This is a genomic window from Methanobrevibacter sp., assembly GCF_045603845.1.
Taxonomy (GTDB): domain Archaea; phylum Methanobacteriota; class Methanobacteria; order Methanobacteriales; family Methanobacteriaceae; genus Methanocatella.
Genome location: NZ_JAZUMY010000031.1, coordinates 13,826 through 37,147, shown reverse-complemented (window position 1 = coordinate 37,147; position 23,322 = coordinate 13,826). Strand labels below are relative to the sequence as shown.

General features: G+C 34.4%; 20 protein-coding genes. 3 read left to right on the top strand and 17 right to left on the bottom strand.

Annotation, left to right across the window (positions count from 1 at the left end):
- The 8 genes from ACKI2W_RS03155 to ACKI2W_RS03120 form a co-directional block, all read right to left on the bottom strand.
- Positions 1-399, bottom strand: a 399-nt coding sequence (locus ACKI2W_RS03155; RefSeq protein WP_407379144.1) for a peptidase U32 family protein, incomplete at its 3' end; no start/stop codon positions are given.
- Positions 400-405: 6 nt separating this feature from the next.
- On the bottom strand, positions 406-1,827 hold the full coding sequence (purF, locus tag ACKI2W_RS03150; protein WP_407379142.1) for an amidophosphoribosyltransferase: 1,422 nt from the start codon (positions 1,825-1,827) through the stop codon (positions 406-408).
- A gap of 62 nt (positions 1,828-1,889) precedes the next feature.
- Complete coding sequence (locus tag ACKI2W_RS03145; RefSeq protein WP_407379140.1) at positions 1,890-2,783, bottom strand: hypothetical protein; 894 nt, start codon at positions 2,781-2,783, stop codon at positions 1,890-1,892.
- A 14-nt stretch (positions 2,784-2,797) separates the two neighbouring features.
- On the bottom strand, positions 2,798-3,766 hold the full coding sequence (gene galE / locus ACKI2W_RS03140) for a UDP-glucose 4-epimerase GalE (protein WP_407379138.1): 969 nt from the start codon (positions 3,764-3,766) through the stop codon (positions 2,798-2,800).
- A 9-nt stretch (positions 3,767-3,775) separates the two neighbouring features.
- The gene (locus tag ACKI2W_RS03135; RefSeq protein WP_407379136.1) at positions 3,776-4,954 is read right to left on the bottom strand and encodes an NAD(P)/FAD-dependent oxidoreductase; all 1,179 of its coding nucleotides are present in this window, start codon (positions 4,952-4,954) and stop codon (positions 3,776-3,778) included.
- A 4-nt stretch (positions 4,955-4,958) separates the two neighbouring features.
- Entirely contained in the window at positions 4,959-5,126 is a 168-nt protein-coding gene (locus ACKI2W_RS03130; protein ID WP_292795688.1) for a 4Fe-4S binding protein, read from the bottom strand.
- 126 nt (positions 5,127-5,252) lie between these two features.
- Positions 5,253-5,678: a universal stress protein gene (locus ACKI2W_RS03125; protein WP_407379134.1), complete on the bottom strand. Its 426-nt coding sequence runs from the start codon at positions 5,676-5,678 to the stop codon at positions 5,253-5,255.
- A complete protein-coding gene (locus ACKI2W_RS03120; protein ID WP_407379132.1) occupies positions 5,679-7,385 on the bottom strand; it encodes an ATP-binding cassette domain-containing protein in 1,707 nt (568 codons plus the stop codon).
- 70 nt (positions 7,386-7,455) lie between these two features.
- On the opposite strand from ACKI2W_RS03120, the gene ACKI2W_RS03115 reads away from it, so the two are divergent.
- Positions 7,456-7,755, top strand: coding sequence for a hypothetical protein (locus ACKI2W_RS03115; RefSeq protein WP_407379130.1), 300 nt, complete (start codon positions 7,456-7,458; stop codon positions 7,753-7,755).
- On the opposite strand, the gene ACKI2W_RS03110 is transcribed toward ACKI2W_RS03115, so the two are convergent.
- The 4 genes from ACKI2W_RS03110 to ACKI2W_RS03095 form a co-directional block, all read right to left on the bottom strand.
- Positions 7,752-8,279, bottom strand: coding sequence for a zinc ribbon domain-containing protein (locus tag ACKI2W_RS03110; RefSeq protein WP_407379128.1), 528 nt, complete (start codon positions 8,277-8,279; stop codon positions 7,752-7,754). The two genes, ACKI2W_RS03115 and ACKI2W_RS03110, sit on opposite strands and share 4 nt — an antisense overlap.
- A gap of 89 nt (positions 8,280-8,368) precedes the next feature.
- Positions 8,369-10,120 carry an excinuclease ABC subunit UvrC gene (gene uvrC, locus ACKI2W_RS03105; protein ID WP_407379126.1) on the bottom strand — a complete coding sequence of 584 codons (1,752 nt, stop codon included), beginning with the start codon at positions 10,118-10,120 and terminating at the stop codon, positions 8,369-8,371.
- An 8-nt stretch (positions 10,121-10,128) separates the two neighbouring features.
- Positions 10,129-17,634, bottom strand: a complete 7,506-nt coding sequence (locus ACKI2W_RS03100) for a DUF3320 domain-containing protein (protein WP_407379124.1) — start codon at positions 17,632-17,634, stop codon at positions 10,129-10,131.
- A 78-nt stretch (positions 17,635-17,712) separates the two neighbouring features.
- Entirely contained in the window at positions 17,713-18,534 is an 822-nt protein-coding gene (locus tag ACKI2W_RS03095; protein WP_407379122.1) for a PfkB family carbohydrate kinase, read from the bottom strand.
- Positions 18,535-18,670: 136 nt separating this feature from the next.
- Here ACKI2W_RS03095 and ACKI2W_RS03090 point away from each other — a divergent pair, with 136 nt between their 5' ends.
- The gene (locus tag ACKI2W_RS03090; RefSeq protein ID WP_407379120.1) at positions 18,671-19,306 is read left to right on the top strand and encodes a stage II sporulation protein M; all 636 of its coding nucleotides are present in this window, start codon (positions 18,671-18,673) and stop codon (positions 19,304-19,306) included.
- Positions 19,307-19,315: 9 nt separating this feature from the next.
- On the opposite strand, the gene ACKI2W_RS03085 is transcribed toward ACKI2W_RS03090, so the two are convergent.
- Together ACKI2W_RS03085 and ACKI2W_RS03080 are read right to left on the bottom strand one after the other, a co-directional pair.
- Positions 19,316-20,164, bottom strand: coding sequence for a cation diffusion facilitator family transporter (locus ACKI2W_RS03085; RefSeq protein WP_407379118.1), 849 nt, complete (start codon positions 20,162-20,164; stop codon positions 19,316-19,318).
- Between the two features lie 71 nt (positions 20,165-20,235).
- A complete protein-coding gene (locus tag ACKI2W_RS03080; RefSeq protein ID WP_407379116.1) occupies positions 20,236-20,796 on the bottom strand; it encodes a TMEM175 family protein in 561 nt (186 codons plus the stop codon).
- 268 nt (positions 20,797-21,064) lie between these two features.
- Between ACKI2W_RS03080 and ACKI2W_RS03075 the strand changes: the two genes are divergently transcribed.
- On the top strand, positions 21,065-21,244 hold the full coding sequence (locus ACKI2W_RS03075) for a hypothetical protein (RefSeq protein ID WP_407379114.1): 180 nt from the start codon (positions 21,065-21,067) through the stop codon (positions 21,242-21,244).
- On the opposite strand, the gene ACKI2W_RS03070 is transcribed toward ACKI2W_RS03075, so the two are convergent.
- From ACKI2W_RS03070 to ACKI2W_RS03060, 3 genes are all read right to left on the bottom strand, one after another.
- Positions 21,241-21,927 carry a HisA/HisF family protein gene (locus ACKI2W_RS03070; protein ID WP_407379112.1) on the bottom strand — a complete coding sequence of 229 codons (687 nt, stop codon included), beginning with the start codon at positions 21,925-21,927 and terminating at the stop codon, positions 21,241-21,243. The genes ACKI2W_RS03075 and ACKI2W_RS03070 overlap by 4 nt on opposite strands.
- Positions 21,928-22,637: 710 nt before the next feature.
- Positions 22,638-22,922: a DUF3194 domain-containing protein gene (locus ACKI2W_RS03065; RefSeq protein ID WP_407379110.1), complete on the bottom strand. Its 285-nt coding sequence runs from the start codon at positions 22,920-22,922 to the stop codon at positions 22,638-22,640.
- Between the two features lie 24 nt (positions 22,923-22,946).
- Positions 22,947-23,303 (bottom strand): prefoldin subunit beta, encoded by a 357-nt coding sequence (locus ACKI2W_RS03060; RefSeq protein ID WP_407379108.1) that lies wholly within the window; start codon positions 23,301-23,303, stop codon positions 22,947-22,949.
- Positions 23,304-23,322 lie beyond the last annotated feature (19 nt).

Sequence of the window (23,322 nt, the reverse complement as noted above, 5' to 3'; positions counted from 1 at the left end):
TCTTTTGGCACCTAATTTCTTTAGTGTCTTAAGTGTATATGAGTTTGAGACATTTTCCTGAACGCTTATGTGAGCTTCAAGGCCATGTGAAACAGTATTTTCAATCAAACCAATATCTGATAAAATAAGTCCGTCAATTTCAGATGATGAAATCTCTTCCAGTTTATTGTCCAAATCAACAGCTCTCTTCTCATCCAAAATAACGTTTGTACATAAATAGGTTTTGGCTCCATATTCAGAAGCTATTCTGGAAACTTCAGGCAAGTCATCAACAGAAAAGTTTTTTGCATTGGCTCTCATGTTATAGTCATCAAGGCCAAAGTAAACAGCATCTGCACCGTTTTTTAAAACGGCACTAAGAGATATGAAGTTTCCGGCAGGAGCTAACAGTTCAACCATATTATCTTAAGGTTTATAGTAAGTTTCAGCTTCAATATCATCCGGAAGTTCAGTCGGATAACATTCATTCAAGCATCCCAGACATAAGTTCTCTCCAGGCATTCCAATAGCTTCAATGAGTGAGTCCAGAGTGATATAACCTAAAGTATCAATATCAAGCTGTTTTTGAATCTCTTCGATGGAATAATTAGCTGCAATTAACTCTTTTTTAGTAGCCATTGCCACACCATAGAAACATGGAGCAACTACAGGCGGACATCCGACCAAAAAGTGAATTTCAGCAGGTTCTGCCTCTTTTACCAAATCTAGCAATTGTTTGGAAGTGGTTCCTCTCACGATACTGTCATCAATTAGAATAATCTTTTTGCCTTTAATGGCTTCCTTAATAGGATTCAACTTAAGTCTGACAGCCAGTTCACGCTCTTCCTGAGTCGGCATGATGAAAGTCCTTCCGACATACCTATTCTTGATTAATCCTTCACCGTAAGGTATTCCAGAAGCTCTTGAGTATCCTATAGCCGCAGGAATTGATGAATCTGGAACAGGAATTACAACATCAGCATCAATAGGATATAATTTATGCAACTGTTCACCGATATTCAATCTGGTCTGGTAAACATTAATGCCATCTATAGTACTGTCAGGCCTTGCAAAGTATACATATTCAAACATACAGTGAGATAATGATGATTCGGCAGCAATTTCCAACATATGGCTTTGAATTTCATTATTTTCAAAATAAACGATTTCTCCGGGAACTATATCCCTAATGTATTTGGCATTTATAACATCAAAAGCAACGGTTTCGGAAGCTAAGATATAGTCTTCGCCTCTTTTTGCAATTGCCAAAGGCTTGATTCCCATAGGGTCACGAACAGCATACAAATCGCCGTTTACAAGAATCACTAATGCATAAGATCCGACAAGCTTGCGGGAAACCGCCTCTATGGAATCTATTATGCTTTTGTTGTTGTCATAATATTCATTTTTAAGCATGTAACAGATTACTTCAGAATCGGAATCGGATTTGAATTCATAACCTTCATTAATTAATTCTTCCCTCAATTCACCGGAATTTACAATATCCCCATTATGGGCCATAGCTATGAATCCATCAGCGAAATCAGTTACAAAAGGCTGTGAATTCTCAAGTTTGGATTGTCCGGTCGTGGAATATCTGACATGTCCAATGCCCATATGTCCTGAAAGATTTTGTATTTCATAATCTTTGAAAACATCTGTGATTAAACCCATACCGCAATAATAACTTAACCCCTTGTCCTCAACATAAGTTGCTATTCCAGCAGATTCTTGTCCCCTATGCTGTAAAGCATATAAACAGTAATAAACAAAAGAAGAAACATTCTTAGAAGTATCTTCAGAATGTATTCCTACAATACCACACTTATCTTCAATCTCACCTTGCATGCATAAACACCATATAGTTATAATATAATTTTTCTTCAATCTAGTATAAAAATAATAATGTTTTAGTCCCAAAAGTTCTCAAATGTGTTAGGCAAATCGTAATCCTCCCTAGATTCAGGAGTCTTTTTTTGATTATTTAAAGACAGCTCTTCCTTTAATTCTTCTTCATTATCCTCTAAAAAAATCAAAGCAGTTTTAATAATTTTTAACCAGTCAATAGCCTGATTTTTAGATTGTGCAGCAATAAAACCCTGTCCAACAAGAATATTATCGGGTTTGAACTTATTTGTAGCAATGATAATCTTTTTTTCATCGAGCAAATCCTGTCTGAAAACTTCAGCCCAAAGCTCATCCAATTTATATATTTCAAGGAAATCCTTAGTGTGGATATCTTCAAATCTGTTTTTAAAATTAGAAAAGTCTGTCTTCAGGTTATTGATATCTTCACGCAAATCATTGTTTTCCATTGATAAAACTTCATTTTCCTTAATTAGCTTGTTATAATCATCAAGCAGATTGTTATAGTTATGAGTTACTTTCAATAGTTTGTTTTCAAGAGTATGAATATTAATTAAGTTTAAGGAATATGAGAGAGTCGCTTTGATTATTGAATTTAGAATTTCCTTTTGGGCAAGTTCCGCATTGACATTTTCACTTTCAAATAAAACATTATTGTAATCAAACAGTCCTATGTGATTAAAATCAGTTTTCAGGTCATTGAACAGCATATTATAGTTATCATCCTGACCATAGCCACCGATAAGAATAATGTCGGCACCGTCAGCTACCTTTTTGGCAATTTCAAAATCAGTAGTCGGAATTATGGATGAAACAACAATATTATAATCTTTTTCAAGCTGAATGCTGTCGACTGCCTTTGAAACCAAACCCGCAATATCAAGATTTGATACAATTATTCGAACGTCGATTTTAGAGTTATAACTGTTATTTTCCATAAGCACTACCCTTTTTAGTAATTATTGACTTTTTGATGCCATTTCCATGCTGATGAAACTATGCATTCCAGGTCATATTTCGGCTGCCATCCCAGTTCATTTTTAATTTTAGAAGCATCAGCTATCAAAATATCGGGATCGCCTTCACGACGGTCAGCTATTTCCACTTTAAAATCACGACCAGTGACCTTTTTACACATGTCAATGATTTCACGTACGGAATATCCCTGGCCGTTTCCCAAATTGAAAATGTTGGACTCGTTTTTATCACATAAATATTCATATGCCGCAATGTGAGCGCTGGCCAGGTCATTTACATGAATATAATCACGGATACATGTGCCGTCAGGAGTATTATAATCAGTTCCGAAAATAGAGATGCTGTCCCTTTTTCCAATAGCAGCATCCAGAACCAATGGAATCAGATGCGTTTCAGGATCATGGAGTTCACCAACTTCACAATCAAAATCACATCCTGCTGCATTAAAATACCTTAATGAAACGTAATTAAAGTCACCTTTTTGAGCTTCACGTTCCAAAGCTTTCTCAGTAATCCACTTTGAATGACCATAAGGATTGATTGGTTTCAGTTCCAAGTCTTCAGTGATTGGAATCTTTTCGGGATTACCATAAACCGCTGCAGTGGATGACAATATGAACTTGTCAACACCAAATTCCCTCATTATCTTTAAAAGGTTTAAAGTGTTTTTGTAATTGTTCTTAAAATATTTCTGAGGAAGTTCAACAGATTCGGCAACAGAGGAAAATGCTGCGAAATGTATTACTCCATCAATGTCATACTTTTCAAAAACTTCACGCAAATCACTGCTTCCAAAATCGCAGTCTTCGAAGTTTCCCCATTTTACGAAAGTTTCATAACCCTTACATAAGTTATCAACGACAACAGTTTCATATCCTGCCTGATTTAATGCCTTATTGGTATGTGATCCAATATATCCGGCACCGCCCGTAACTAATATCACTGAAAACACCTAGATAAATTTACCTAATTTAAGGAATGCTGTTTTATCTACTTTTATTAACTTCTTAACAATTTCTGTGGTTGAAATCTTATCAAAGCTTTCGCCTTCAAATGCGTGACCAAGTGCGTCAAGTTTTTCATCGGATAAGGTGAGCAAGTATTCTTGAACCTTTTTATATCTTTTAATCTCGTGGTCAAGCTCTTCATGTGCCATTTCATCATATAATTTTAAGTATTTTTTGGAGCAATCCTCTTTAATGGCCTGTGCAGCCACTTTACCTGCACACATTCCACCGGTCATACCGCTGATAATTCCTCCACCGGTTAATGGATTAACTTGGCCTGCTGCATCTCCGCAGACTAAAATGTTATCATCATAAAGTTTTTTGGTCATTCCGCCAACTGGATCTCCACCTACATTTAATTCAACGGCCTGAGCGTTTTTAAGGTATGGACATTTAGCTACAAAGTCATCCAGATATTCAAGTGCAGTTTTTTCAGCCATGTGAGGCAATACTGCCAATCCTACATTTGCAATGTCATCCCCTTTAGGGAAAATCCATACATATCCTCCAGGAGCGCATGAACCTAAGTAAAACTCAATTACGCCAGGTTTTTCAAATTCAACGTTACACATTTCGTACTGTACACCAGATTCCATTTCTTTTGCCTTTGCGGCTGGTTTTAATCCTGCCCATCTTGCAACGTGTCCTTCAGGACCGTCAGCAGCGATTAAAATTTTACATTTATAATCTATTTTTTTACCCATGGATTCTGTTTCAACAATGTATCCGTTATCAATTTTTTCAACACCTGTAACTAAAGTCTTGATTTTTATTTCGGCACCTGCTCTTGCAGCATCCATTGCCATATGTTTATCAAAGACTTTTCTTTCCAGGATGTAACCTGCTTCAGGCAATTTTACCTGGTCTTCGGTCAGCCAGATATCTGTTCCGTCAGGAGTTTGTATCCTTACACCTTCGATTTTCTGAGTAATCCAACGTGGGGAAGGTTTGATACCTAATTTTTCAAGTCCCTGAATTGAAACACCTTCAGCACATCTTTTTGGTGATCCAATTTCAGATTTCTTATCCATTAAAATAACTTTTGCTCCACCTAATGCAGCATGTTTTGCTGCTGATGAACCTGCAGGTCCGGAACCTACTACTATAACATCTGTTTCAATCATAAAATCATTCCTCTTTTTCTAATGCGTTTATTGGACAGGCTTTGATGCATGTGTCACAATCTTTGCAGTCACCTTCGTCAAACACTAAAGCATACTCTCTTACTTGAATTAAATTTCTTGGGCAAACACCTGCGCATTCTCCGCAGAATGAACACCATTCTTTAACTATCATAATATCTCCTTTTTAAAAAACAAACTAAAAAGTTTAGTTATTAATAATAATGTTTTTATAATATTTAAATATATGTTAAAAACTAGTATAATGTAAATAAAAGAAAAAAAAAGAAAAAATAAATAATTAATTGATTAGTAAAACTGGAACATCGGAATTTCTTAAAAGCCTTTCAGTTACAGAACCTATCTGATGATCGCTGACACTATCTTCTTCAAAAGATACAAATCTTTCATTATCAGAGCCAAATCTATGAATAACAACCAAATCGGCTCCAGTTTGATTAATAATAAATTTCATATCCCTTAATGCATCGGCAGTTAACAAATGCTCAACAACCTCAACACCATGTTCGCCGGCTTTTCCGGTAATTTTGGCCAGAATTGCATCCCCACTGTCTTCCTCTGAATCATAGCTGCTGAATGAGAATTCCTCCAAAACATGGACTGCAGCTATCTTTGATGAGAATTTTTCGGCTATTTCAATGGCCACATCAGCTGCCTTATAACCGTATTCAGATCCGTCAACAGGCACACAGATAACATCAAACATCTATTCATTCTCCTTCAAATAGCTTGCATGACAGAAATCAATGAAATTATTAACAATCTCATCCATATCTTCGCTGTCATCGATTATTTTACCGTCATCCATGAATAATGCTCTGTTTGAGAGTTCCTTAATGAAATCAGTGTTATGTGAAATCATTATAATGGTAATCTTATATTTCTTGGATATCTTTTTAAGAGAGTTGGTTACTGTTCTAAGAGTAACCGGGTCCAAATCACCGAAAGGTTCATCCAATAGCAGGAATTCCGGTTTTGACACCAATATTAAAGCAAGCATTACACGTACCTTTTGACCACCGGACAATTCATAAGATTTCCTCTGCAATATATCCAAATCCAAATCAAGGCTTTCAAAAATATCAGCCACTGCTTCACGGGTAGCGGTTTCAGGAAATCTTGGGAATAAATCCGCTAAAATATCCGGTTCAAGACCAACCTGCTCCAGACGTGCTCTGGCTTCACTTTCCTGCAAATCAGTCAACAGATAAAGTGAATCCAACAGTTCATCACCAAGGCCTAATCTTTCTGCCCTTTGACGGGCTTCATCAACAATATTTTGATTTTTATATCCCAAACGGGTTGCCAATTGGTCAATTACTGTAGCATAATGGGATAAAGCAAATTCCTGGTGCATAAATCCTAATTTTGAACGGATTTTCATACGTCCGATTCCTGCAATAGCTATATCATGCCATTCATTATCGGCCTTGTATAAAACCTCACCCTCATCGGAATCGTCAAGTCCGGCCAGCATACGCAGTAAAACTGTTTTACCGGCACCACTAGGACCAATCAAACTTAAGATATTTTCCTTTTGAACCTTGAAATTAATATCTTCAATCTGAAGTACCTCTCCACCACTCAACAGATAGAATCTTTTGTAGATGTCCTTAACGTCAACAACATCCTCATCAGTGGAAATATTTTCAATGTCAACAATTGGAGCCATACCACTCATGAATTCTTCAGTAATCTCATCAGGAGTTCCTTCTTTTACGATTTCACCGTCCTCCATCAGTATTACTCTATCGGCCAAATATTTCTGGACTTCCGGCAAATGGGAAACCAGAACTACAGTAATATTCAGTTCCTTATTGATATTTTTAACTGCGTCAAGAATTTCCTGTTTGGTTTTAGGGCATGCCATGGTTGCAGGTTCATCCAAAAGTAAGGCCTTAGGCTGTTTTGCAAGCTGACGAGCTATGATTAATCTTTGTTTTTCACCACCACTTAACACGGCAGCATAATGGTCTTTTTTATGTGTTAATGAAACTAACTCCAGGATTTTATCCGCTTCTTCACCGAATTCACTTTCTGCAACACCAAAGTCTGTGCTTCCCTCATCAAAATATCTGCGCGCATATAATTTTCTTAAAACATTCTGACGAACTGTTTCGGGCCATAAACCGAAAGATCTCTGAAGGTGAATTGCTGTTACTTTTTTAAGCTCATTGTAATAAAATTGTGAGGAATTTTCATCTATGCTTACATCATCAACAGTTATGCTTCCCTCATCAATGTGTTCAACTCCCCTTAATGCCCTTAAAAGTGTTGTTTTACCGGAACCACTTTTACCCATGATTCCAAGAATTTCTCCTTCCTTAACTTCAAAACTAACATTTTTAAGACCGACTACAGAGTTTCCATCGTCTAATTCATATGATTTGCTTACGTTTTCTACTTTAATCATAGTTATGCCCCATTATATTATACAAATTTATATTAATGAAAGTATTTAAAAATATTTATCAGTGATTTAAATGAGTTGTGAAAATAAAATCAAAGAATATATCAACAGTTTGGAAAATGACAAATTACTGATTGAAACACATTTTGCAAATATGGAAAAGATAACTAGGGAAAACAAAAAATTAGAAAGAGATCAGTTAATCGGACTACTGTCTAACTTTAACACACTAAATATCCAATATGATCAATTATGCAACGATTTAATTACATTTATGAAAATATTCAAACCTGAAACTGAAGAAATCAGACTGTATAAGACTGATGAGCTTGTTGAACTGTTGAATCAGAAAGCAAACGAAGTTGAAAATTAACTTCTATATGAAATTGTGACCTGATTTGTAGAGTCACTTGTTGAATTTTCACCTACAACATCACCATTTCTTAAAAGCTGAACTGTCAATGGCTCTGATGATCCGTCTGTCTTTTCGACATATACAGAAACCTGATCCCATGAAGCACTGTCAAGTGAAAAGCTCATAGGGCCATAACCGGATTTTTCAACAGGATAGTTGGAATCTCCAGATTTGGAATACCAACTGCCAACATAGTTAACTTTTACAGAATAAGGATGAGTAGAACCTTCTTGAACATTACCGTCTGCCACAACAACATTCAATGATTCTTCATTAGTCGGTTGAGAAGCATTATAAATAAATGAAAATAATAAAAGCGCAACAACGATTATCCCAACAATGAGAAGTATTTTTCTTGCTGTTCCCATTTTCCACCCGCCTTTTTTCTGAGCGGTAGGTGAACCGGATAAAGTATAGGAACAGTTCACACAATATGTGGATGATGAGAGATTATCATATCCACATCTTGGACATTTTACCATAATTTAAACCTATTAACAATTCTATAAAAAATATTATTAAAATTACTTATATTTAAATTTAATTGTAAATAAGCCTTAATTTTTCTAAATTAATGATAATAATCAAATACATTTTGGGCAGAATTTCTGCTCATTCCATCAACATTTGCCAACTCTTCGACACTCGCATTTTTAATGTTGTCAATCGTACCAAATGCTTTTAATAGGTTAATTTTACGTTTTTTACCAATTCCTTTTATATCATCAAGACTTGATTGGCTTATGTTTTTACTTCTAAGCTTTCTGTGATACGTAATGGCAAAACGGTGAGATTCATCACGGACCTGCTGAAGCAGATGAAGAGCACGATTATTCTTTGGAATTATTATCGGCCTTGATGAATTCGGAAGATAGATTTCCTCAAACTCCTTTGCAAGACCTATTATCGGAATATGGGTTAAATTCAGCTCCTCCAATACGTCACATGCCATGCCCAGCTGGCCCTTACCACCATCAATAACAATCAGGTCAGGTTCAGGGTCTGTTTCAATTAACTTTAAACGACGAGTCAGCAATTCCTTCATCATGGCAAAATCATTAGGTCCTGGAGTTTCCATTTTAAATTGCTTATACATTTTCTTGTTTGGTTTGGCATCCTTAAATGATACCTTTGAGCCCACAGCAAACTTTCCGGAAATGTTACTTATATCATAACCTTCAATTACATGAGGTATTTTTTCAAGCTTCAAATATTTTTTAAGCTCTATTAAAGAGTTTTCAAGCTTTTTCTTCTGATGGATAATAATTTCAGCATTTTTCTCAGCCATCTTGACAAGCCTGAGCTTGACTCCTTTTTGAGGTACTTTAATGTAGACCTTATTTCCCCTCAAATCGGCAAGCCAATCTTCAAGGAGTTCCTTATCATCAATCTCTTCAGGCAAAAGGATCTGCTTAGGAACATGCCTGTTATATCCGTAATACTGCTGGATAAAAGCAGACAATATTTCTGAAGTTGAATCATATTCACTTCCGCTCATTAAAAAGTCATCACGGCCAGTTATCTTACCGTTTCTCACAGGCATTATAATTACAACAATATCGTTTTTTCCCTGTGCAGTAGCTATTACGTCCTGATCCAAATCATCATCAACCAAATCAACGAACTGTTTTTCCATAATTTCTTCAATAGAATTAATCTGGTCTCTTAAAACCGCAGCCTTTTCATATTCCTCTTTTACTGCTGCTTCAGCCATTTCCTTTTTGAGATTTTGAACAATAACGGAATATTTTCCCTGGAAAAACAAATCTATTTTATTGATAATCTCTCCATACTCCTCTTCAGTTATCCTTCCGTCACATGGTGCATAACACAAATCAATCTGAGCATTAAGACAGGGCCCGTTCATATTACGGCAGGTTCTAATCTTAAATAAAGATTTTAAAAACTTAACAGTTCTTTTAACAGAACCCACATCAGTAAAAGGACCGTAATAAACACCGTTCTTGGTAATGTTTCTTGTAATGACCAAACGGGGAAACTTCTCATCAGTAATCTTTACATATGGATATCTCTTATCATCCTTAAGCTGGACATTATATCTTGGATGATGCTTTTTAATTAGATTAGCCTCTAAAATTAATGCTTCCTTTTCGGAATTGGTTAAAATATACTCCAGACTATCAAAATGACTCATTAGAATCTGAGTCTTGGGTCTGTCCAATTTTTCCCTAAAATAAGAACGAACTCTGTTCAAAAGGTTTTTTGCCTTACCTATATAAATGATTTCGCCATCAGCGTTTCTCATTATATAAACGCCGGGCTTTTTAGGCAAGTTTTCAGGCGATTTAATTTTTGAAGACATGTCCATACCTAATTAAGTTCAACAATATCATTTGTTAATTTAACAGTACTGTCGGCAATCATTGAATCCAGAACACTTTTGATTTTGACGGAAGTCTTACGGGAAGTTGATTTGAAACCGAAATTGCGTGAAACATCTCTTGTCAGAGCGGCAGTGGTTACATTCTGCTTATGGGACAGAATGGTTTCAATATTTTTAGCTATCTCCTCATCTGAAATCAAATCAATATTAGGTTTAACCCTTTTTCTTATTACAACATCATTGCTTGAAGCATCATATAGGAAATTACCTATTTTAATGATGTTTCCTGAGTTTTCAGATTCCTTAATTGCTCTTAAAACTTGCTTTTTCATTTTTGAACCTGCCCTTTTAATTTGGCAGCTGTCCTTAACCCGTTTAATTACTTCATCAACATGAATAGGCCCTTCCACATTAATAATCTGATTAATGGATTCGGAAACTTTTTCAATAGGCTGTCTGAACAGGTCATCCTGTGAATTTAGACCAAAATCACTTGCGAATTTATATTCAACAATTTCATCTTCAATTTTTCCTCTTTTAGGAAGCTTATTGTCATCGAATGCTTTTAAAGTATTATTGCTTTTAAATCTTTCTTTTTCAATTTCCTTATAATCTTCATCAGCAATCTGAATGATATCTTCTAGTGCCTGGTCTTTTTTGTCTTCACGCCTTTCCTGTTCGTGAATTGTTACAATAGTATCATCATCACTGGCCAGTTCCTTTTTAAGTTTTTCCATTTGGAGTTCTCTTTCATATCTCAACTCTTCCTTTTCGGCGAAAGTTAATCCTTCATCCTGGGCAACATACTCTTCGCCTTCATAATCCTGTATCGGTTCAACATAATCATTAGGATCATATTCTTCTGTTCTGTCCACAACGGAAACATATCCGACCTGTGTTGGGTTTTCAATTTCATGCAAAGACTTGTGAATATATTTAATATCCCTTATACCGCTTTTTATTGAATCCTTTACAGATTTATTCTTGTTCTTGTCCCCATCATAATATAAGTTGTTTTTTCTCAATGGACTGTTAACATCATTAATTCCCTTATAATAAGTAACTCCATCTGGTGTAGATGTAGGTTTGACATCACCTGTGACTTTTCTTTCACTTTCATCATATTCAATATCTTCCTCATTATTATGGTAGTTATCATTATAGTTTTGAGTATTTTCATCGTTTTTATTATTTAATGCTTCAGAAATTACATCATCAAATGCCTTATTTACAAGTGCAGAAGCCAGATTAGAAATATCTTCATCTCCAAGAGTACCTTCAGGAATATTATCAAAAGTTTCATCAATTATATGGCTAAATTCATCCTGTTTGACATTCCTTTTTCTTTCCATCTCAGACACACCACCAATATTCTTATTAAACACTACTTTTTTATTATTGAATTCTTCTTTTCTAGAAGAAATATCATCATTATTTACTTTACTGATATCTCCTGAGATTATTTCAACCTCAACGACATCATCGTCCTTAGGCGCAGGCCTGTGTTCAATGACATCCTCATCAATAATCTCCCCATGAACCGTTTTAACTTCCTCTTTAGTCAGATTAAGTCTCGAAGTACCTCTGATTGCATCAGAAAACTTGGATTCGCTTAATCCATTAGGGTTTTTAGGTTTACTGTCACCGAAGAAAATATTTTTCAAAGGATTGACCTCGACAACAGGAGGTTCTTCATCATCAGAATAATCAATAGTGCTCTCCTCATCATTGCTATGGTCAACATAGATATAATCATCATCAGAACCTAAATCGAACTTATCGCCGTTAGAAGAGTCAACATCAATATCCTCTTCAGGGATTTCATTACTGCTACTGTCAGCACGGACATGATCATCATCAGAACCTAAATCAACATTTTCAACTCCAATAGCATCATCAGAACCTAAATCAATATCATCATCACTTAAATGAACATTTTCAACTTCAATAGCATCATCAGAACCTGAATCTGGAATTGGATCTGAATCATCAAAATTATCGCCATACTGTTCATCAATACTTCCATCATCTTCATTATATAGCTCATCTACATTAATACTATCAGTTGATGAAGAAAACTTGACTTTAGGCTTTTCTTTAGCTTTTTCGGCTGAATCATCAATATCTGAGGTTTCCGGTTCACTAACCTCTTCAATAGGTTCAGGTTCGATATCTTCTTCAAAAGAGCCTGAATCAAACTCATCAATTACCTGATTATCAAAATCACCCATATTCTCTTCAGGGATTTCATCATTGCTATGGTCAACATAAATAAAGTCATCTTCTTCTATTTTATCCTTAATGGAATCTGTGACATCTTCTTCGGATTCATCATCATTGAATAATGAAAATTTATTTTTTATTGAAGATAAAATTCCTCCACCACTTGCTTTAGAAATGGAAGAACCGAAGTTGACTTTTGAAGAATCTGAATCATCATCTATTTCTTCTTGGAGTTCTTCTTCTCTTTCTTCGTCTTTATATTGAACATCTTCGCTATAGTCTTTATCACTTGTAAATGTATCTTCATCTTCCTCACCATCATCTGAATGTTTATCGGAAATATTATCTAAATCATCATCTTCCCCATCTGATAATTCTTCAAGAAACTCCTCTACATTAACTTCATCAGAATCATTTTCGTTAATATCAACATCTAAAATATCATCATTATCTAAAGAAGTGTCTTCATCATCAAAATACTTTGACTTATCAGTATCTTCTTCAACACCAGAAACATCATCATTCAAATCATCATTAATCTCAGATGACTCATCAACAACTTCAACACCAGAAACATCGTCTTTTAAATCATTATTTATCTCAGATGACTCATCAACAACTTCAACATTATCTGAATCTATGGAGACATCCTCTTCAAAATCAGAATCAGCAGGAATATCCTCTTTTAAATCATCATCCAACCCTGATGACTCTACAACTTCAATATCATCTGATATGCTGTCTTTTTCTTGAGAATTATCTTCAATATTCACTTCAAATTCATCATCATCTTTAAATATAAAATCATCAAATGCACTGGAATCTTCACTGACACTTATGAAATCACTCAAATCCTCACTATTATCCTCTTTTTCTTCATTAATAGTGACGAATTCACTAGGAGATTCATCAGCAACAACTTCTTTAGTTTCTTCTTTGGCTTGAACAAATTCACTTGGAGATTCTTTTGTAAATTCCACACCATCATCAAAATCATCGATTTCATCTTTGCTTACAAAAATTATATCATCATCAAAGTCCAGCTCTCCATCAGGAGGTATTACTTCAACATCATCTCCAAGCATGGCTGCTTTAGCTTCAGCCTCTTTTTGTCTTTGCTCTTCGAGTTCTTTTTCACGTTGTTTTCTTAACTCTTCAGCCCTTTTTTCAGCTTCCAATCTACGTTTTTCCTCTTTTTCACGAGCTATTTTTTGTTCCTTACGAGTTTGCTTGATTGACTTTTCAATGAAATCCAATAACTTTTTACGTCCTAAATCACGGTTTCTGTACCAGTCCGTGGACCATAAATGATAAAGCTTCCAGCCCAATCCTTCCAAGACCTGTTCACGGAGCCTATCACGGTCACGTGCAACCTTACTTGAGGCGTACATTTTTCCATCGGTCGTTATTCCTAAAATATATTTTCCGGGATTCTCCTCATCGACAATAGCTAAATCTACCCTGAAACCAGCACACCCGATTTGTTTATCAACCTGATAACCATTTTCCTCCAAAAAGCTTGCAATTGCATCTTCAAATGGTGCTGATGTATGCTCATCTGCTGTATGAGCACCGATAGTTAGGTTTTCAGCATACTCCAGGAATTCCCTTAGTGCTCTTACACCATGTGGCGGATTAGCGGTTAATTTCATGCTTGAAGCTTTGAAATTTGAGAATACAACACATTTCTGTCTTGCACGTGTAATCAATACGTTTAATCTTCTTTCACCACCATCCTGATTTAAAGGACCGAAATTAAGTGACATCTTACGTTCGTTATCGAAACCATATCCAACACTGATTAATATGACGTCCCTTTCGTCCCCCTGAATAGTTTCAAGGTTTTTAACGAAGAATCTTTCATCCTTGTTTTCAGAGAATAACGGTTCGAATTCTGGTCTTTCACGACGTTTTTCTTCTAATTTTTCCAGAATAGCATTTTTCTGTGCAACAGAGAATGTTCCAACACCTAAACTTTTGGTATCACCATATCTGTCAAAATGGTCAAATATTGCTTCAACAACATCTTCCGCCTCTTTTGGATTTGCGGATGATGATCCCCTGTCATATGCAGTGTCCGGATTATAATGGAATTTCAATCCCAATTCGGAATCGTTATGTGAAGGTGAAGGATATACGAGCAATTCATTATCGTAAAATTCCTTATTGGATACGTTAATTAATGATTCATGACGGCTTCGGTAGTGCCATTTCAGCATTTTTACAGGAAATGACAGTTTACACAAATGGAGGATACTTTCCATGTCCAGAGAGGTAGCTTCCTCTTCGTCACTTTCTCCGCTCGCCATCTGATCAAAGAATGATGTTGGAGGTAACTGTTGGGTATCTCCCATTACAACAGCCGTTTTACCTCTCATGAATGCACCTAATGCATCTTCAGGCTTGACCTGACTTGCTTCGTCAAAAATAACTACATCAAACTGCAGCTCTTCATTGGTAGGGTCAAGATATTGGGCTACAGATAAAGGAGACATCATGAAACAAGGTTTAATCTGCTTAATCATTCCTCCGGCCTTTTCCAGCAATTTCCTGACCGGCAAGTGTCCGCTTTTTCTTGTAAATTCTCCGGCCAATACCTTAGCCTGAGGGTTTTCCGTGGCTCCAAAGATTTGTGGAATGTTTTTATTCAATTTATGGAAAATCCTTTTACGGTTTAGAACCAAAATTTTCCTGTCCAAATCCTTAAATTCCCTTATCCGGTTTTCATGCAATTCACCGATGAATGTTGCCAGTTCATGGTTTTCAACAAATAAAATATTCAAAAGAGAATCGGCGAAGTTCCCTTCAACCAGTGATTTGATATCGTCTTTTTTAATATTTCTTTTTTCAATGGAATCTACAAACAGCTCGGCGGTTGTTCCTTTTAGGGAATTTTTAGTATTAAGATATTGTGACCATAAATGAAGGCTGGATAGCTGTCCTCTCCAATTATACAGCTGTGTCTGCCAATCTTCAAATGCAACATCATTTGCACCTTTTTTAAATATCAGTTTACTTCTAGGATTTAATTTGGCCTTTAACTTATCCAAATCATTACTGAATTCATTTCCGGAATCTATATAGTCAACCAAATCCCTTTCAGGGTTTATGTCAAATAAGTCCTTGGATAATATGTCAATGGTATTCTGTGAAAATATCCCTTCTTTTGTAAGCACTGTAAACTGACCCATCCATTGGGCAATAGCTTTCAAATCATTGACATCAGCATTCAAATGCCAGTAATCACCATAGTAACTTTTAGCCAAGGATTCATTAGCTTCCAAATTCTTTTTAAGCTGTATTGCAATTTTTGCCTGATTCAATTCATTGATAATGGTTGGAATATCATCCGGAACCGGAACATTATAATACCTTTCAACCAGTTCCACATGCTGTTTACCTTTAAAGAAACGTAATTTTTTATGGGACAAATCATTTAGCTGATAAATAAGTGCATCAATATTTGTGTGATAAATGCCCTGGTTGAATTTATCCAAGATTCCTGCAACCTTCTGATACTTGGCCAATTCCCTAATTATCAGATAGGCATCATCATTATTCTTATCCCATGCTCCTGACTTTAATATTTTAGCATCAATTAACTCGGAGTTTTGTGATTTGATAATATCAAATGCTGAAAGTGATTTTTTAAATTCATTTAATGTATTTGGCTTTTTAATGCCGTAAATATCATAGACTCTGCCTCTTTCAACTAAAAACGCATCAAGAGAAGTCAATGTATCATTGATAAGCATTTCAATTTCCCTTAAATCAGCCGGAAGCAGGCTTTTAGGTGCGCATTTGCTCCAGGGATTTTCCTTTGAAATAGTCTGATAGAGTTCCGCAACGCTTTCCAATGCCAATATGATATCATCCAGATCTTTCATTGAAACAGTTTCAGGGCTGTTGAATCTCACCAAAGGCATTATGCTATGTTTACGTGAAAAGTGGTCATCGGCGGCCTCTTTCATACCATACAGCTGAAACGCTGACAGGTTAACTGCAAAGACAGGTCTGTGAATGACACTTGCATAATCGTCCAATTGTCTTTTCAAGGTTTCAAGTTTCCTTATGGTCTGATCGATGTTTAATGTGTCAACAGCACGAACATTGGTTGCCTTTTGCAGATCCTTCAGGAATTTCTTACGTCTGGTTTTATGGGAATGCAATTCTAAAACAAATTTTCCCAGTCCAACGCCAGTCAGCCTGTCCTTTACAACATCCAATGCCGCCATCTTTTCTGATACGAATAAAACTGATTTGCCTTCAGCAAGCAATTCTGCAATAAGATTTACAATAGTTTGGGATTTACCTGTACCCGGCGGTCCTTCCACAACAAGGTTTCTTCCTGCCTTAACGTCCTGAATTGCCGCAATCTGTGATGAATCCGCATCCAAAACCTGGTACATCGTTTGATACTCAAGCTGTGAGTCCACATCTTCCTCATTGAACGCTTCAACATCATTTTTAGCAGGATTGAAAATAGCCTGTATCAGCTCATTTTTAGTTAAATCAACGTTATCCGCCCAACTGTCGGGATTTAAATCATTATACATTACGAATTTTGTGAAACTAAAGAAACCCAAAGCTATATTGGTGTTGACTTTCCAGTTTTCCATTCTGCTTGTAGCACGTTTGACCTGGGCAATATAATGGTCAATGACTTCACCATATTTTTTAAATTCAAAATCTGGAAGCTCTATGCCTCCTTCAAGAAGTTTTGCCTTAAGTGAAATGTTGGTTTGAATGTCTTCTCCAGTCCATGCCAAATTAAATGATTCACCAACCTTTTTTCTCTCCATTGAAACAGGAATGAGAACCAGCGGTGCCTGGTTTACTTGCCTTGGTTTGGATTTGTCTATCCATTCCAGAAATCCGACAGCAAGATAAAGGATATTGTAACCCTGTTCCTGAAGCATCGTTTTAGCCTGGTTATTGATGTAATATAATCTTTTTTGAAGTTCATTTGGAGTCAGATCCGTAGCCAATTTCTTGTTTCCTTCTGAGAACTTTGAAAAATCAAATGGAATATGATCCCAGACAGATGATTTGTCTTCCTTTTTATCCTTCTTATTGGCGACGAAATACATTTTATTTCCCTGCAGAACCAACGTCTGGAAAACATTTATTGGAGTTTGATTATTGATTGAAACTGTTTTAGCTCTGGATTTAAAATTAAGCAACTGATTTCTTAATGTTAAATCTAATAACTCCTTACGTAAGTTTTCAAACTCTCTTTCGATTATATTATTTGATGAATTGGATAACATGATGATCATTTATATTTAAAAAAATTCCTTAAATCATATATAATTATTAATTCTTTAATTAATAAAGTTTACCTAAAATTAAATATCGCCTTTAAATGGCCCGAAAAAGCTGAGTTTCTCGCAAGCTATTTTTGATGCGAAATTTGCGGATTTTAAAATGGAATTTGTGGTTAATTTTTTTGAAATGTAAGCGGCCATATATGTATCGCCGCAGCCCGTTGAATCAACAACATTCTCACAATTCACGGCTTCAATTTTATACTCATTACCTGAAATCACTCTTGATCCACGACTTCCATCAGTTATGATGATTTCATCTACATCTATGTTATCGCCAATGATATTTTTCTCTGATTCATCCATAAATATTGTATTTACACATGATAATATGGCAGGTAACTCATCGAAGTTATCTAATTTTATAGTGTAGTTCTCATTTACTTTAACATCAGGTGTTCTTAAAAAACCCTGAACTGACAAAAATATTGGAACATCAAAACTTTTGAGATATTCAATGGTTTCTTTAGGAAAGTCATGACGATTAAGGGGATTTACAACAAAAGCATCAATATCATCGGGCAAAATGTCTTTCAAATCTGATGGAAAGATAGGTATTTTGGCAAAATTGCTTGATTGGCGTCTAATATCCAGATTATCCTCAAAAGGGTATTCGTTAATGAAAAAATGAGAATTATTCTTTTTAATTATTTGAACTTTGGATTTATCCGGAAAATCATCTATTAAATTTTCATCCGAACAGTTTACAATTGCCAAATAGTCATTGAAGAATTCTTCAAAAACAAAGCTTTGAAAGTAAGTCGCTCCGCCAACTCTGTTGGACTTTTCATTGCCGATAACAACCAGGTCATTAGTTACCGGACCAATAACTACAAGTGTCATGGTATCAATTGTGTTTTCGTATAAGTATAATTATTTATAATTACAATATATAACAATTTGTTTAGTATTTAACAGTGTATTTTGATGAATATTACTTCAGAAACATTAATTAGTTACTATCAAATAAATTAAATACATGAAAATTTTAATTGAGTTCAAAAATCTGTTAATGGAAACTTTGAAAGATAATAAAAGATTAATAATCGGATTATACTTAACATTTATAATCTTCTTTGTTGCGGCATGGATTTTATCTGGCGCAAGAGTGGAATCTGCCATAAGCAATATGCCAATTTCAAATGCAACCTCTACACCAAATATGAGTGCTGACAGTGCAGTTGAGCTATTCATCAATAATGAATGGGGAGGAATCGTAACATATGTTTTTTCCATATTCTTTGCAATTCTGGCAATTATAATGTTAGTCTATAATGCCGTTAATTTGGGAGTTTTGGGACAATTATTCAACCAGGTAATTCCCAATGGAGGTATTAAATACATCGTTTACCTGATTCCTCATGGAATATTTGAGATTACAGCAACTGTTCTTCAGTCAGTGGCCGGAGTGTTATTATTCATATTCATCTGGAGATTCATCAAAGCCTGGAGAAGTAACAATACATCCGGAGCTTCAGAAGCCTTTGAAAAAACTAAAAAAATATTAGTTCAAAGCATTATACTTATGATATTTTCAACAATCTTATTGCTTGTTGCAGCTCCAATTGAAGCATATTTTTCAGTGCCTTTCTCTGAATTCATTATCGGACCATGATATCTGCAGTCAATCCAATTCAATAGTAATATCAACTACATGATACTTGCCAGAAACTGCATAAATTTCCTTTTTAATGTTTTCAACATTTTTTCCAAAATCAACATCGACCTTTACAGTCATTACGGAATCTATACCGTCAAGTGACCAGATATGGAAGTCCTCTATTGCATTTACACCATCAATAGCCAATATCTGCTGTTTGAATTCATCGACATCAAAGTTGTCAGGAGTCTTTTGAAGCAGCACTTCTACTGATTTGTATAAATTACGTCCTAAATTGAATATCAGCCATACTGCGATTCCAATTGAAACGAACGGATCCAAGTATGGTGCCCCATCCCAGAATATTAAAACAATACTCAATATCAATATAGCAACCCATTCAAATACATCACCCAGCTGATGGAATAATATAGCTTTCTCATTGAATGTTTCACCGTCATGAAGCCTATGAACAGATATTGATTTGAATGCTATTCCAACAATAGCCATAACAAGCATTCCGCCGGCATCAACGCCTTCAGGAGAAAATAACCTTGGAATAGCTTCAGACAATATTATGAAAGCCATTATGATTACAAAAATAGAAATGATTACAGCACCCAAAATTGAAAATCTCTGATATCCATAGGAATATTTGTCGGTTGAGTCCTTTTGGGATACTCTTTCCAGAAACCATGCCAATGCAATGGAAATCGTATCGGACATGTCATGAATGCAGTCAGCAAGGATTGCCATACTGTTGGTTGCAAGACCTCCGGCAATGACAATAATATTGAATGTGAGATTCATGAAAAATACGAATGCCAAATTTTCGCCCGCTTTTTTGTGATGACTGTGGGTATCAATTCTCATATTCTATTAATTTGTCAGTGATAAAATAAAAAAGTTATTTAAAGTAAATAATATCAAAATTAAATTTTATTTTAGTTTTTAGAATTTAGAAAAAGAAATATCGCCATTACCAAAACATCAATTCCCACAATTATAATTGATAGTATTGGCATGAAAAATGCGGATACCAAAGCAATTAGATATCCTCCAAACATAAGCAATCTAACTTTATTATCACGAACTTCATCTTTCGGGACATCTGGATTGGCTTTAGTTATAGCAATATCCAAAAATTGGAATGATAAAACCCACAATAATAAGACAATAACATATATTACTTCAGATAATACATTATTTGGAGCATTACCCACCAAGGCAGTTGAAAATGGAATTAATGTTACTAAAAATAACCACATCCCATTAATTACGAAAATTTTATTGTTTATAATCTTTGCCTTCTCAAATGCATTGTGATGAGATCTCCATGCCAGATATATTAAAGAAAAACTCAATAAATAGGCATAAAAAATAGGTAACTGTGATAATAGAGAATTAACAGAAACCGTTTCAGGAACAGCAAGTTCTAAAACCATTATTGTTGCTGCAATAGCTACAATACCATCACTTAAAGCAGAAATTCTATCTTTATTCATATTATCACTACAAATTAATCTTTAGAAAAAATAACATAAATAATTATGTATCTTGTTAAGAAGCATTTTTCATAATCCAATCAAAGGCTTTTGTTGGTAAAACTGCATGGGCAAAAACAAGAGGTAGCCTCAATCCGATTAAAAGAGTATTAACGATGAATATTTTTCCAAAAATACTAAAGAATATATGATTAAAGAAGCGAAAAAACAATTGAAAATATAATTAGATTTATATAATTTAAAGATTAAATCAATATTAGTGATTAAAATGGCAATAATAGGAACAACAATATTTTCACATATATTTCCAGTACTTTTTGGATTTTTCGGATTATTACTAATAATATCTGGTATATTAGATGAAAACAATCCTAAATTCGGTTTAGGTATCGTTTTATTTATTGTAGGTTGTGCATTCCCTTATGTTGTACTAAATGCACTTATTTAGATTATTGAAATCTCACCAGAATGTAGGCTAGTTCCTACCAACACTTTTTTTATTCCCAGTTTTTCCAGCTCATCAATAGAGTCCTTATTCAGCCCGCCGGCTATTATTAACTTATCCATCATATCATCAAACTCATTCAAGAGCTCTTTATTGTATCCCTGATTGGTTCCAACGCCGCTGATGTCCAAAAGTATGATTTCAGCCGGATCAAGTTCTTTTAATATTTTTTTGTATTCCTGGAAGTTCAAGTCCAGTTTCTTGCAGTACAGTTCATTGTCCTTTACATCAACGCTTATTACAATTCTTTCTTTAGGGTATTTCTCAAAAATCTTATAAAGTTGATTTACATCTTCTAGGGTTTCTGTCGGAACAATTATCTTAAATGCATAATCAAGGAAAAAGGAAAATGCCTCAACATCCTTTACGCCTGCATCCAGCATTACTGGAATTATTGTGTTGGCCATTTTTATTTCATTGATATTGTGGCCCTTGCTTTCAATCAAATCCAAATCTGCAATATATAATTCGTCAGCGCCATTCAATTTTAAACCCTGTGCAATTTCAACGGGACTGGATGATGGAGCAAAAACTGTTTGCAGAGGTTGGTATGTATCTCTTAGACCGGATTTGCCGCTTACTGCCTGACCTTCTTTTAAATCTAATACTGGTATCTTTTTAATCATATTATCACCATAATAAATAATTTGATTAAAAGAATATTTAAACTTTAAAAAAAAAACAATAGGAGGAAAATTAAGCTAAAAGTAATTTTTAGCCTAATTTTGAAAATAAAAATAATGATCAATTTAGGGGAGAGTATAAAAAATATGATTTTTAACCCTTGTTTATTATCTTTATCATCATACTATATAAAGTTACCTATAATTTATAAAAATTAAATTATACTTGAATAATTAAAATTCAATTTATAGATAAAAAAATTAAATAATGTATAAAAAATAATGAAATAATAAATCATATATCAGTATAATTTAAGAATCATTATAATAATTTAAATTTTAATGTTTAAATTTAGTTAAAATCAATAAAGTTCGCTTGAAAAAGTCATTATACGATAATACATAGCTAGAAAAAAATGAATTACTTCAAACATCATGAATTAAAGTACAATTGAAAAAATTAATGAAAAATTAATTAAAATTTATAAAAATAAGAAATTTAAAAAAAATAAAAAAATGAGTTTGAAGCTGAAAGAGGGAATTTTGAAAGACAGAAAAAATCACGTGTTCATCCTTGCTAAGCTATCTATAATAATTAACTTCAAACTATATTATACTTTGATTTACTAATATAAATACTTTTTTATAAAAAAGTATTACTAAAAATAGTAAAAAAATAATAAAAAGTAATACTGACTGATTTAAAAAAATAATTATTCCCTATAATTTTCATCAATATAAGAATCAAACTTCAAATAAGCCTCATCGACAGCTTCAGCCAATAAATCCTGATCGATTTGTGATAACTCATCAAAGCTGACACCCAAATCAACATCAACATCCAATTGAGTGCCATCATAATCAACTGTAATATCCAAATCAAGATCCTCAAGTTCCTTAGTGGAAATCACACGTGACACTTCCTTTTCAAGGATTTCACCAAAATCATCGGAAATGGCGGTTAAGTCATCGGAAGTTAATTTTTTAAGTTTGGACATAATAATCTAAAAAAAGAATGGAAATTAAGCTCCATTAGGAGCCATTCCTTGCATTGCAGCCTGAATATTGGTTTGCATTTCTTCAAGTTTTTTCATAACCCTTTCTTCTTGGCGAGCCATAGTCTGTTTTCTTAACTTGAGAGTTTCCAATTTATCTTCAGCATCATCCAAAGCATCTTTATAATCCACTTTAATTAGTAAATTACCTGCTTGTTTAAATACTTCAGTATTTTCATCACAATTATTTAATTCTTCTAATGCTTTTTCAGTTTCTTGAATTTGAACTTCAACAGTTTGCATTTGCATGGTTACAGCTTGAGCCTGTTGTTGTAACTGTTGAAACTGATTTAATTGCTGTTGTATATTTTCAGGAATTTCCATATATAATCACCTTTTTATT

What these genes read in the sequence shown, in the direction of transcription:
- purF (WP_407379142.1), bottom strand. Translation starts at nt 1,827, where the DNA reads ATGCAAGGTGAGATTGAAGATAAGTGTGGTATTGTAGGAATACATTCT.
- ACKI2W_RS03145 (WP_407379140.1), bottom strand. Translation starts at nt 2,783, where the DNA reads ATGGAAAATAACAGTTATAACTCTAAAATCGACGTTCGAATAATTGTA.
- ACKI2W_RS03135 (WP_407379136.1), bottom strand. Translation starts at nt 4,954, where the DNA reads ATGATTGAAACAGATGTTATAGTAGTAGGTTCCGGACCTGCAGGTTCA.
- ACKI2W_RS03130 (WP_292795688.1), bottom strand. Translation starts at nt 5,126, where the DNA reads ATGATAGTTAAAGAATGGTGTTCATTCTGCGGAGAATGCGCAGGTGTT.
- ACKI2W_RS03125 (WP_407379134.1), bottom strand. Translation starts at nt 5,678, where the DNA reads ATGTTTGATGTTATCTGTGTGCCTGTTGACGGATCTGAATACGGTTAT.
- ACKI2W_RS03120 (WP_407379132.1), bottom strand. Translation starts at nt 7,385, where the DNA reads ATGATTAAAGTAGAAAACGTAAGCAAATCATATGAATTAGACGATGGA.
- ACKI2W_RS03115 (WP_407379130.1), top strand. Translation starts at nt 7,456, where the DNA reads ATGAGTTGTGAAAATAAAATCAAAGAATATATCAACAGTTTGGAAAAT.
- ACKI2W_RS03110 (WP_407379128.1), bottom strand. Translation starts at nt 8,279, where the DNA reads ATGGTAAAATGTCCAAGATGTGGATATGATAATCTCTCATCATCCACA.
- uvrC (WP_407379126.1), bottom strand. Translation starts at nt 10,120, where the DNA reads ATGTCTTCAAAAATTAAATCGCCTGAAAACTTGCCTAAAAAGCCCGGC.
- ACKI2W_RS03100 (WP_407379124.1), bottom strand. Translation starts at nt 17,634, where the DNA reads ATGTTATCCAATTCATCAAATAATATAATCGAAAGAGAGTTTGAAAAC.
- ACKI2W_RS03095 (WP_407379122.1), bottom strand. Translation starts at nt 18,534, where the DNA reads ATGACACTTGTAGTTATTGGTCCGGTAACTAATGACCTGGTTGTTATC.
- ACKI2W_RS03090 (WP_407379120.1), top strand. Translation starts at nt 18,671, where the DNA reads ATGAAAATTTTAATTGAGTTCAAAAATCTGTTAATGGAAACTTTGAAA.
- ACKI2W_RS03085 (WP_407379118.1), bottom strand. Translation starts at nt 20,164, where the DNA reads ATGAGAATTGATACCCACAGTCATCACAAAAAAGCGGGCGAAAATTTG.
- ACKI2W_RS03080 (WP_407379116.1), bottom strand. Translation starts at nt 20,796, where the DNA reads ATGAATAAAGATAGAATTTCTGCTTTAAGTGATGGTATTGTAGCTATT.
- ACKI2W_RS03075 (WP_407379114.1), top strand. Translation starts at nt 21,065, where the DNA reads ATGGCAATAATAGGAACAACAATATTTTCACATATATTTCCAGTACTT.
- ACKI2W_RS03070 (WP_407379112.1), bottom strand. Translation starts at nt 21,927, where the DNA reads ATGATTAAAAAGATACCAGTATTAGATTTAAAAGAAGGTCAGGCAGTA.
- ACKI2W_RS03065 (WP_407379110.1), bottom strand. Translation starts at nt 22,922, where the DNA reads ATGTCCAAACTTAAAAAATTAACTTCCGATGACTTAACCGCCATTTCC.
- ACKI2W_RS03060 (WP_407379108.1), bottom strand. Translation starts at nt 23,303, where the DNA reads ATGGAAATTCCTGAAAATATACAACAGCAATTAAATCAGTTTCAACAG.